Genomic DNA, 11,271 nt, shown 5'->3' on the forward strand with positions numbered 1-11,271 from the left:
ATGACTCAATTATTAAATAAACCTGTACATCGTCGTCTCAGCGATGATGTGCAAGTTATCCACGATTTAAAGCCCAGCGACATTAACTTGAATTATATTGGTTTAAAAGTACTAGATATTAAACAGAATGGTATTTACGAAGCATCAACTGAGGATTTTGAATTATGTATTGTGGCTTTAACTGGAAAGATTAATGTATCAGATGGTAATGAAACTTTTAATGACCTAGGGACAAGAGACTCAGTGTTTGAAAGAATTCCAACAGATAGTGTGTTTATTTCGAAACACCATAATATAAAAATTGAAGCAACGCGAGATGCTAGAGTGATCTTATGTTATTCGCCTGCTGATGAAGTTAGGCCAACACAACTGATACCAGCAAAAGAAAACGGTGTTGAAGATAGAGGTAAATATTCAAATCAACGTCATGTGCATAATATATTGCCAGATACACATGAAGCGAGCGAAAAATTATTAGTAGTAGAAGTTTATACGAACCAAGGTAATTGGTCTAGTTATCCACCACACAAACATGATCAGGATGATTTACCCAATGAGTCATTATTAGAAGAAACTTATTATCATGAAATGAATCCAAGTAAAGGTTTTGTGTTCCAAAGAGTATTTACCGATGATTTGTCATTAGATGAAACAATGGCAGTTGAAAATGGTGATGTTGTAGTAGTTCCAGAAGGATATCATCCTGTAGCCGTCCCAGATGGTTACGATGGTTATTATTTAAATATCATGGCTGGTCCAAAAAAAGTTTGGAAATTTTATAATCAACCAGATCATGAATGGATTATTGACCGTAAATAAAAGGGGTGTAAATAAATGACTAATAAGAAACACATCGTAGCAATTGGTCGTGCTGCAATTGACTTAAATGCGAAAGAAATCAACAGACCAATGGAAGAAACAGCTACATTTAGTAAATACGTTGGTGGATCTCCGACGAATATCATGATTGGCGCATCAAAATTAGGTTTAAACGTTGGTATTATTGCCAACGTATCCGACGACCAACATGGAAGATTTATTACAAACTATTTTGAAGAAGTGGGTGTAGATACTTCACAGATTCATATTGATGAAGAAGGCCGTAAGATTGGCCTAACTTTTACTGAAATAAAAAGTGCTCAGGAATCAAGCATCTTAATGTATAGAGAAAATGTAGCTGATTTATACCTTGCACCAGAACATGTAAATCCAGATTACATTAAGAATTCCGAATATTTGCTCATTTCAGGAACTGCGTTATCCCAATCTCCTTCAAGAGAAGCAGTGTTAAAAGCGTTATCGATTGCTAAAAAACACGGTGTAAAAATCATATTTGAATTGGATTATCGTCCATATAATTGGGTGAACAAGGAAGAAACATCGATTTATTATGAATTAATTGCTGATCAATCAGACGTTGTTATCGGTACGAGAGATGAATTCGATATGGTTGAAAGCTATCAGAATATTTCAGACCAAGAAATTAGTCATTTGCTGTTTGAAGCAACGCCTAATTTGGTTGTTATTAAGCATGGCGTGCAAGGTTCATATGCATTTGATAAAGCTGGTCACGTTTATGAAGGAAAAGCATTCAAAGCGAATGTAGTAAAAACGTTTGGTGCAGGGGACTCATATGCAGCAGCATTTATATATGCCCTCGTTAAAGGTAAACCTGTAGAAGACGCATTGAAATATGGAGCAGCTTCAGCAGCCATTGTTGTAAGCAGTCATAGTTCGTCAGAAGCAATGCCTACGATAGATAAAATAGAAAACTTAATTAAAGAACAATCATAAGGCGGTGTTGAATTGTGGTCAAAACAGTGAGATTAACAACAGGTGAAGCAATCGTTAAATTTTTAACAAAACAATACATTTATGTTGATGGAGAAGAAATAAAATTTGTAGAAGGTGTAATGAATATCTTTGGTCATGGCAATGTGCTTGGTTTAGGTGAAGGTTTGTCTAAATACCAAAAAGAATTAAAAACAATTCAGGGCAAAAATGAGCAAGGTATGGCACATACTGCAATTGGATTCAGTAAGCAAAGTTTAAGGAAAAAAATATTTGCCGTAACCAGTTCTGTGGGTCCTGGTTCAGCGAATTTGGTTACTGCAGCTGGCACGGCATCAGCAAATCATATTCCAGTGTTATTCCTTCCAGGAGATACGTTCGCTACACGTCAACCAGACCCAGTTTTACAACAGATAGAAGATCCTCAAAGTATTGGGACAACTACAAACGATGCCTTGAAGCCTTTATCTAGATATTTTGATCGTATAACGAGACCAGAACAAATTATGTCAGCACTCATTAGAGCATTTGAAGTTATGACAAATCCTCAAACAGCTGGTCCAGTAACGATAGCATTAAGTCAGGATGTACAAGGAGAAGCATTTGATTTTCCAGAAACATTCTTTGATAAACGCATACATTATGTAGATCGATTAGAACCTTCTAACCGTTCTATTGAAGCTGCGATTGAAGTGCTTAAAACTGCTGAAAAGCCTTTGTTAATCGTCGGCGGTGGGGCTAAATATTCTGAGGCACAACATGAAATTGAGCAACTAATAGACAATCATCATATACCGATGGCTGAGACACAAGCAGGAAAATCAACCATTGCAGCGTCGCATCCATTAAATTTAGGTGGTTTAGGTGTAACTGGAAACTTAGCAGCAAATATTTATGCGAAAGATGCGGATGTCATTGTAGGTATCGGCACAAGATATTCTGATTTTACAACTAGTTCAAAAACAGCTATCAATTTTGATTCAGCCAAAATCATTAATATGAATGTAAATAGAGTGGATGCTTATAAATTAGATGCGATTCAAGTAGTTGGTGATGCGAAAGTATCTATTTCTAGATTAAGACAGCAATTAAACAACCATCAATATGATATTGAGGACACTGTTCGTGATGTTAAACAAGAATGGAACAACGAGCGCAATCGCTTAGCGAACATCGATATCAATGATACTGATTATGCACCTGAAATAGCAACGCACTTTGATAAAGAGAAACTAAAGCGATATGTAACATCATTACAAACCGAGTTACCACAAACGAACGCTTTAATAGAGGTCAATAACTCCATTGATCATGACGCAATTATTGTCGCTGCAGCTGGTTCATTGCCAGGTGATCTAGAAAGATTATGGGAAACAGATACCTTTAATACTTATAACATGGAATACGGTTATTCAACTATGGGATATGAAATCGGCGCTGCTGTTGGTGCTAAAATATCAGAACCAAATAAAGAAGTATACGCGCTTGTTGGCGATGGAAGTTTTCTAATGTTGCATTCCGAATTGATTACCGCACTGCAATATAACTATAAAATTAATATCATTTTATTCGATAATAGCGGTTTTGGTTGTATTAATAATTTACAAATGGATAACGGTAGTGACAGTTTTTGTACAGAATTCACTGATATGAATGGTGACATATTAAATGTTGATTATAAAAAAGTCGCTGAAGGATATGGTGCAGTTACTTACAAAGTAAATGATGTCAATGCATTAGCAACAGCTATCGCAGAAGCTAAGAAAGAAGCAAAATCTACATTAATAGAAGTTAAAACGTTACCTAAAACGATGACGGCAGGATATGAGTCATTTTGGAATGTAGGCGTTTCGGAACATAGCGACAAGCAAGCCGTACAAGAAGCATTTTCAAACAAAGCCGAAATCATGAAAATATCGAAACATTATTAAGACAGGTGAGAAAATAATGACAAAAATAAAAATAGGTCAGGTAGGTCTTGGTCGATTAGGCAAAGTGCATGCGTCGAATATTGTAAAACATGTGAATAACGCTGAATTATACGCAGTCGCAAGTGTAGTTGAACAAGAATTAGAATATGCCAGTGAAACGTTAGGCGTTCAACATTGTTATACATCATACAGTGACATGCTTGATAACGATGCGTTAGATGCGGTTGTAATTGCTTCACCAAGTGGATTTCATGCAGTCCAAATTACTCAAGCCCTAGAAAAAGGGTTGCACGTATTTTCTGAAAAACCGATTGGCTTAGAATTGGAAAATATTAGACAAGTTGTAGATAAAATCCATGATCATCCACATAAGGTGTTTCAATTAGGCTTTATGCGCAGGTTCGATGAATCTTATTTATATGCAAAAGATGCAGTAGATCGAGGGGAATTAGGAAAAATTACAGCCATGCGTTGTTATGGTATTGATCCTAGTTCAGGGTTAGATCGTTTTATACAATTTGCTAAAAATAGTGCTAGTGGTGGTTTATTCTTAGATATGTCCATTCATGACATTGACTTAGTGAGATGGTTTACTGGTTCGGAATTTAAAACAGTTTATTCCCTAGGAAATAATATTGCAGCACCTGAATTAACTGCTTGTGATGAATTAGAAACAGGCGCATGTTTATCAGAGTTAGAGGATGGAACAATTGCATATTTTTTAGCTGGAAGAAATGCGCAACATGGCTATCACGTTGAAACAGAGATTATAGGGACGGAAGGCATGATTAGAATTGGTAACGCACCTGAAAAGAATTTAGTCACTTTATATGACAAAAATGGTGTAGTGAGACCAACTTCAGATCATTTTCCGGAACGATTTAGGTTTGCTTTTATAAATGAAATGAATACATTTGTTAGCACTATTAAGAATAAAGATCAATCATCTGTTACAGCTATGGATGGATTGAAAAGTACAGAAGTAGCAATTGCTATGCAAAACTCCATCGAAACTAAGAAGGTTATTACGTTATGAGGTGAACAGAATGACTAGAAATATTCGTTATGCATGTGCGCCAATCGCATGGACAAATGATGATATGCCAGAATTAGGCAGTGAAAATTCATTTGAACAATGTATTAGTGAAATGGCATTAGCTGGGTATGAAGGCACAGAAATAGGTAATAAATACCCGAGAAATCCTGAAGTATTAAAGTCTTATCTTGAACCACGTGGTTTATCGATTGCTAGTGCATGGATAAGCTTGTATTTAACATCAAAACCGTATGAAGTAACGGCAGAGGCATTTATTAAACATAGAGATTTCCTATATGAAATGGGCGCTAAAGTGATTGTCGTATCAGAACAAGGTAATAGCATTCAAGGCAAATTAGATAAAGCATTATATATAGACAAGCCTACTTTCACCGAAGAAGAATGGCAATTACTAAGCGAAGGTTTAGAAAAATTAGGCGAACTAGCGCACGAAAAAGATATGGAAATTGTATATCATCACCACATGGGAACTGGTATACAAACTACAGAAGAAATTGATGAACTAATGGAAAGAACAAGCAAAGACAATGTTTCTCTCTTGTTTGATACTGGGCATCTGGTTGTTTCTGGTGAAAACCCCATAGAAATATTTAATAAGCATGTAGATCGCATTAAACACATTCATTTTAAAGATGTAAGGCCAGAAATTAAAGAGGCAGTGGATAAAGAAAATCAATGTTTTTTAGATGGTGTACGAAAAGGTATGTTCACTGTCCCTGGTGATGGGGCGATTGATTTTGAACCTATTCTAAACCTTATATATCAATCAGATTATAAAGGATGGATTGTAGTTGAAGCAGAACAAGATCCATCTGTAGCAAATCCTTTTATATACGCTAAAAAAGCAAAAGAGTACATGGCTCAATACCAATGAACACATAGTTCATGTCAGACTGAGGGTATTCTTAAGCTTCCAAGGGGAGAGAGTAATCATGAGTATGTTTGCAGTAATTTCATTTTTAGTAGTCATTGTAATAATCGCATTATATGCATTCTTAAAAAGTAAAAGAATTAATACGAAAAATGCTGATGGATACTTTATGGGTGGCAGAAGTTTAACTGGTTTTACCATTGCTTCTACAATTATCATGACCAACCTGTCTACAGAGCAAATCGTAGGTCAAAACGGTCAAAGCTTTAGAGCTGGTATGGAAGTTATGGCTTGGGAAGTAACTTCAGCGGTAGCAATTGTTATATTAGCGCTTGTGTTTCTACCAAGATATTTTAAATATGGTGTAGATACGATATCTGACTTTATTGAAATGAGGTTTGATACATTTACTAAGAGATTGGTATCGCTATTATTCATATTCACATATGTTGTATCGTTTCTGCCTGTTGTCCTGTATTCAGGCGCACTCGTATTTAATAAAATTTTTAATATTAGTGAAATCTTAGATATAAGTGATATGACGGCTGTTGTACTGATTTCAACATTTATAGGTATCTTCGGGATCATTTATTTGTTTATTGGAGGTCTTTCTTTAAGTGCACATAGTGATTCTATTTATGGAGTGGGACTTATTCTCGGAGGTCTTGCTATACCAGTTTTAGGGTTAATCATGTTTGGTGATGGCAGTTTCTTAAAAGGTTTCGACAAAGTGATTCAAAATACACCTGAAAAATTAAATTCTATTGGTGCCATTGATTCGGACATCGTACCTTGGCCAACGTTGTTCTTTGGTATGTTCTTTAACAATTTATTCTTTTGGTGTACGAATCAAATGATTGTTCAAAAGGCGCTCGCTGGTAAAAATTTAAAAGAAGCTCAAAAAGGTGCAATGTATGTTGGTACATTTAAAATATTTGGCGCATTATTACTAGTATTCCCAGGTGTGCTAGCCTTCAATATGTTAGGTAATAAGGTTACTAATCCTGATAATGCATACCCTATGCTTGTTAATGAAGTGTTACCAGGATGGGCTTATGGTTTATTCGGTGCAGTTATATTTGGAGCGATTCTCAGTTCATTTGTTGGATCACTCAATAGTACGGCAACCTTATTCTCGCTTGATTTTTATAAATCCATAATTAATAAAGAAGCAACAAATAAACAAGTTTCTAGAGTTGGTAGATTAATAACCGTCCTTGTCGGGATTATTGTAGTCATTATTGCACCAATGATTTCGCTGTTTCCACAAGGTTTGTATGCTGTAGTACAAGAGTTTAACGGCATTTATAATATGCCATTATTAGTACTGATACTTGTTGGATTTTTTGTTAAACGTACATCACATCAAGGTGCTAAAGTGATGTTTATTTTACACATAGTTTTGTATGCGCTTTCAAAACTATTGATATCAGAGATCCATTACTTATATGTTCTAAGCGTATTATTCTTTATAGATTTATTTATAGTATTAATATTCAACAAATGGAAACCATCAGATGAATTTGATTTCAATGTCAATTACGCAAAAGTAGATATAACGCCTTGGAAATACAGATATTTCGTAGGGGCTGCTATTATCATTGTTGTAATCGCAACTTATATCTTATTCTCATCACTTGGTTTATCCTAATAGGAGGAATTTCATGACACTTACATTCGGAGTGATTGGCGTTGGTAGAATTGGTCAATTACATATTAACGGTTTAAGAAATAATAAAGACGTCAGAATTAAATGGGTTTCAGATTTATATTGCGATAAGTTGTCAGAATGGATCGCAAAGGCAGGTATTGAAAATAAAACAAAAGATCATAGAGATATTATTAACGATCCAGAAGTAGATGCGATTATCATCTGTTCACCTACAGATACACATGTTGAGCTTATTAAAGCAGCGGCAGCAAAAGGCAAACACATATTTTGTGAAAAGCCTATCAGTCTCTCATTAGAAGAAGCTGAGGAAGCTGTTGAAGCGGTGAAACAAGCTAACGTAAAACTTCAAATGGGCTTTAATAGAAGATTTGATAAGAATTTCAAACAACTACACAGTATTTTAACTAAAAAAGAACTAGGCAAGATTCAGACATTACGTATTACTTCTAGAGATCCAGAGCCACCTCCAATTGAATATATTAAACATTCTGGTGGATTATTTATGGATATGACAATTCACGACTTTGATATGGCTAGGTATTTAATGCAATCTGAAATTGTTGAAGTGTATGCAACTGGCTCGGCATTAGTCAATCCTGAAATTGCAGCATATGATGATATTGATACGGCTTTGATTACATTAAAATTTGAAAATGGTTCAATTGCAATGATTGAGAATTGTAGAAGAAGTGTTTATGGCTATGATCAACGTATAGAAATTCTAGGAGATCATGGTGCAATAGATGTAGGAAATGAACAATCTTCGACTTTAAATTATCATCGCATAGATGGTATTAGAAGAGATAATCCGCCTCATTTCTTTTTAGAGCGTTATAGTGACGCGTATAAAGTTGAAATGGACGACTTTATTAATGCACTGCAAAATGATACAGACGTCATTTGTTCAATTGAAGATGGATATAAAGCGCAACAAATTGCGTTGAAATGTAAAGAATCGCTAATATCAAATCAACCAAAAAGAATATAAAGAAGGGTGGGGTGATAATCAATGAATGCACTTATACAACAAGCTAAACAAGAACATTACGCCATACCTCAAATCAATGTAAATGGATTATTATGGATAGAAAGTATTTTAGAAGCAGCAGAAGCAACGCGTTCACCCATTATAGTAGGTACAACTGATAAAGTAGTTGAATTCCTAGGAGGATATCATTTTATATGTACGACAATAAAAAATAAGATTAAAACAATGAATATTACGATACCGGTTATTGTTCACTTAGACCATGGTTTGACCGTTGAAAATTGTAAAAAGGCAGTTGATGCTGGCTATGATTCAGTGATGTACGATGGCTCAAAGTTATCCATTGAAGAGAACATTAAACAAACCAAAGCGGTCGTTGAATATGCGCATAATAATAAGGTCATTGTCGAAGGTGAAGTAGGAGCCATTGGTGGTAACGAAGATGGTATTGTTGGCAATGTTAAATATGCTGATTTAGATGATTGTATCAGGCTAGCCCAAGAGGCAAAGTTAGATACATTGGCACCTGCTCTAGGATCTGTACATGGAAAATATCAAGGTGAACCGGATTTAGGATTTTCAGAAATGAAAGCCATACAAGAAGCTATTGATATTCCGCTAGTGCTACATGGTGCATCAGGCATTTCAGATGAAGATTTATTAACAGCAATACACTTAGGTCATGCTAAAATTAATTTTAATACAGAAATCAATATCGCTTGGAGTAACCAACTAAGACAGACACTTAATCAAGATAAGTCATTGTTTAATCCACAACAAATTCTAAAACCTAGTAAAGCAGCGATGGTAGAAACGATTAAATCTATTATTTATAAATGTACGTCTTATAACCGGGTATAACAGAACATATGTAGATAGGAGGATGAGTCAACATGCCATTAATGAAAATTGATTTAATAAAAGGAAGAGAAAAAGAAGAAATAAAGCAAATATTAAATATCTCTTATGAAGTTATGCTGGATACATTTAAGGCACCTAAAGGCGACAGATACCAAATAGTTAATCAACATGAAGATTATGAGATGCAAATTTTGGATACTGGTTTAGACGTAGAACGAACAAAGGATGTAATTGTGTTCACAATTATTACAAGACCAAGGACTCAGCAACAAAAACAAAGGTTCTATAGTGAAGTTACAAATAAACTTCATGAAAACATGGGGATACGTAAAGAAGACATCATGTTTAGTTTGATTGAGAACACAGATGAAGATTGGAGTTTCTTTAATGGAGAAGCTCAATTTCTAAATGGGATGCTTTGAGAAAGACATAGTTCAAAGTTTTAGTATGTACGGTAATATTTTGTAATATGTTCAAAAGGCTTCTTATCATTATGGATAAATTTTAAATAGTAAAGACGCTTCTTTTTAAACGAAGCGTCTTTTCTTATATTTTATTAATCTAATAATTCGAATTGCTTAATTTGTTTTTCAATATTTATTGAAGAAGTATTTTCCTTTTCTGCTTTGCGCATTTGCTTATGTTCTTCAATATGTGATGGACGAGAAAGCCATGCTTGAAAATATTTTTTCTCTAACCATTTAGATACTATAGCATATGAAATGGTAGAGTTCTTTTCGTTTTTCCAAATTTCAACATCTATTAAACCGTCATATCCTCGAAAATCATCTTTAGCATGTAATGCCTTGTTGTCTAAAACGGCTCTATTTTCTATATTTGTTGTGAAATCAGCTTGTGCGATGAACATACAATCAATCCTCCTTAAAACTATTCATTAATTATATCAAAAATGCTATGTTTCAACATATAAATTAGCCTGTATTATTTAATCGATATACTTTTTGCGAAATTTAAAATAAGTTTTATTACTAGACGGAGATGATAAATGCAATTACACTGAGTAGACTTATAAGGGGGGATAAAATGGATATAAAAAACAACACAATATTAATAACTGGTGGCGCCTCTGGAATAGGACTTCAGTTCACCAAAAAGTTTTACGCAAACAATAATAAAATTATTATTTGTGGACGTAATACTGAAAAACTGCAAAGTATTGAAGCGGAATTTCCAGATGTTATTACAAAGGTATGTGATATATCTAGTTCAGAAGAACGTTTGAATTTATATAATTGGGTAACTGAAAATCATCCAGATATAAATGTACTGGTAAATAACGCTGGGATCCAAAACCGATTCAATATTTTGAAAAAAGATGCTGCAGTAGATTGGGAGAACTTAAATATTGAAATAAAATCTAATTTTGAAGCGACCGTACAACTGTCAATTTTGTTTAGTCAGTATTTTGCTGATAAAACAACTAATTCAAATATAATTAATGTTTCTTCAGGTTTAGCTTTTGCACCCATGGCAATAGCACCGATTTACTCAGCGACAAAAGCTGCAGTACATTCATTTACCGTTAGTTTGAGACACCAATTATCTGAGACAAATACAAGTGTTTTTGAAGTAATACCTCCTGCAGTTAATACTGATTTAGGTGGAAAAGGAATCCATACTTCTGGTGCAAATCCAGTTGATTTTATCAATGAAATATTTGAAGGACTCGTTCAAGAAAAAATTGAAATTGGTTATGGTTCTGCTAAAGAACGTTTGAAAATGTCCAAAGAAGCATTAGATGAATATACAGCAGAAATGTATAATACTTTGAAAAATACAATTTAGCAGATTCGAATTTTTATTTAATATTGCGCTTGTAAAAGTGGGCTGTTAGTTATTAACAGTCCATTTCGCATTTAATAAATTATTCGATATTGGCTTTATTACAGGACATACTTATGGTTATGCTTTTTCTTTGAATGTTTATGATGTATATAATCTTTCTTAATATTTATTGAATAAGCAATTCTATCTATACAAAAACACTTCCGTATAAATTCATTTTATATTATGAATTCAACGAAAGTGTTTTTATTTTATTGCTAATTAATTGGGTTCATTACCTATAGAAATTGAAGT

General features: G+C 34.1%; 11 protein-coding genes. 10 read left to right on the forward strand and 1 reads right to left on the reverse strand.

Going from position 1 to position 11,271, the window contains the following annotated elements:
* The 9 genes from iolB to D9V42_RS05780 are packed head-to-tail and all read left to right on the forward strand — an operon-like array spanning position 1 to position 9,593.
* Positions 1-819 (forward strand): 5-deoxy-glucuronate isomerase, encoded by an 819-nt coding sequence (gene iolB / locus D9V42_RS05740; RefSeq protein ID WP_122063712.1) that lies wholly within the window; start codon positions 1-3, stop codon positions 817-819.
* A gap of 15 nt (positions 820-834) precedes the next feature.
* Complete coding sequence (gene iolC, locus D9V42_RS05745; protein WP_122063714.1) at positions 835-1,794, forward strand: 5-dehydro-2-deoxygluconokinase; 960 nt, start codon at positions 835-837, stop codon at positions 1,792-1,794.
* A gap of 14 nt (positions 1,795-1,808) precedes the next feature.
* Entirely contained in the window at positions 1,809-3,722 is a 1,914-nt protein-coding gene (gene iolD / locus D9V42_RS05750; protein WP_122063717.1) for a 3D-(3,5/4)-trihydroxycyclohexane-1,2-dione acylhydrolase (decyclizing), read from the forward strand.
* A 16-nt stretch (positions 3,723-3,738) separates the two neighbouring features.
* Positions 3,739-4,758, forward strand: coding sequence for a Gfo/Idh/MocA family oxidoreductase (locus D9V42_RS05755; RefSeq protein ID WP_122063720.1), 1,020 nt, complete (start codon positions 3,739-3,741; stop codon positions 4,756-4,758).
* A gap of 10 nt (positions 4,759-4,768) precedes the next feature.
* The gene (gene iolE, locus D9V42_RS05760; RefSeq protein ID WP_122063723.1) at positions 4,769-5,653 is read left to right on the forward strand and encodes a myo-inosose-2 dehydratase; all 885 of its coding nucleotides are present in this window, start codon (positions 4,769-4,771) and stop codon (positions 5,651-5,653) included.
* A gap of 58 nt (positions 5,654-5,711) precedes the next feature.
* Positions 5,712-7,301, forward strand: a complete 1,590-nt coding sequence (locus D9V42_RS05765) for a solute:sodium symporter family transporter (RefSeq protein WP_122063726.1) — start codon at positions 5,712-5,714, stop codon at positions 7,299-7,301.
* A gap of 13 nt (positions 7,302-7,314) precedes the next feature.
* Positions 7,315-8,310, forward strand: a complete 996-nt coding sequence (iolG, locus tag D9V42_RS05770; RefSeq protein WP_047171641.1) for an inositol 2-dehydrogenase — start codon at positions 7,315-7,317, stop codon at positions 8,308-8,310.
* 21 nt (positions 8,311-8,331) lie between these two features.
* On the forward strand, positions 8,332-9,171 hold the full coding sequence (locus tag D9V42_RS05775; RefSeq protein WP_047171642.1) for a ketose-bisphosphate aldolase: 840 nt from the start codon (positions 8,332-8,334) through the stop codon (positions 9,169-9,171).
* 32 nt (positions 9,172-9,203) lie between these two features.
* Positions 9,204-9,593: a tautomerase family protein gene (locus D9V42_RS05780; RefSeq protein ID WP_122063728.1), complete on the forward strand. Its 390-nt coding sequence runs from the start codon at positions 9,204-9,206 to the stop codon at positions 9,591-9,593.
* Between the two features lie 134 nt (positions 9,594-9,727).
* Here the strand turns inward: D9V42_RS05780 and D9V42_RS05785 are convergent, their stop codons facing one another.
* Positions 9,728-10,039: an antibiotic biosynthesis monooxygenase family protein gene (locus D9V42_RS05785; RefSeq protein WP_107554694.1), complete on the reverse strand. Its 312-nt coding sequence runs from the start codon at positions 10,037-10,039 to the stop codon at positions 9,728-9,730.
* Between the two features lie 176 nt (positions 10,040-10,215).
* On the opposite strand from D9V42_RS05785, the gene D9V42_RS05790 reads away from it, so the two are divergent.
* Positions 10,216-10,977 carry an SDR family oxidoreductase gene (locus D9V42_RS05790; RefSeq protein WP_122063731.1) on the forward strand — a complete coding sequence of 254 codons (762 nt, stop codon included), beginning with the start codon at positions 10,216-10,218 and terminating at the stop codon, positions 10,975-10,977.
* The last annotated feature ends 294 nt before the right edge of the window (positions 10,978-11,271 follow it).

The sequence above is a fragment of the Staphylococcus pseudoxylosus genome, from assembly GCF_003697915.1.
GTDB lineage: Bacteria > Bacillota > Bacilli > Staphylococcales > Staphylococcaceae > Staphylococcus > Staphylococcus pseudoxylosus.

Coding starts and splice junctions, on each gene's coding strand:
- iolB (WP_122063712.1), top strand. CDS start 1: ATGACTCAATTATTAAATAAACCTGTACATCGTCGTCTCAGCGATGAT.
- iolC (WP_122063714.1), top strand. CDS start 835: ATGACTAATAAGAAACACATCGTAGCAATTGGTCGTGCTGCAATTGAC.
- D9V42_RS05755 (WP_122063720.1), top strand. CDS start 3,739: ATGACAAAAATAAAAATAGGTCAGGTAGGTCTTGGTCGATTAGGCAAA.
- iolE (WP_122063723.1), top strand. CDS start 4,769: ATGACTAGAAATATTCGTTATGCATGTGCGCCAATCGCATGGACAAAT.
- D9V42_RS05765 (WP_122063726.1), top strand. CDS start 5,712: ATGAGTATGTTTGCAGTAATTTCATTTTTAGTAGTCATTGTAATAATC.
- iolG (WP_047171641.1), top strand. CDS start 7,315: ATGACACTTACATTCGGAGTGATTGGCGTTGGTAGAATTGGTCAATTA.
- D9V42_RS05775 (WP_047171642.1), top strand. CDS start 8,332: ATGAATGCACTTATACAACAAGCTAAACAAGAACATTACGCCATACCT.
- D9V42_RS05780 (WP_122063728.1), top strand. CDS start 9,204: ATGCCATTAATGAAAATTGATTTAATAAAAGGAAGAGAAAAAGAAGAA.
- D9V42_RS05785 (WP_107554694.1), bottom strand. CDS start 10,039: ATGTTCATCGCACAAGCTGATTTCACAACAAATATAGAAAATAGAGCC.
- D9V42_RS05790 (WP_122063731.1), top strand. CDS start 10,216: ATGGATATAAAAAACAACACAATATTAATAACTGGTGGCGCCTCTGGA.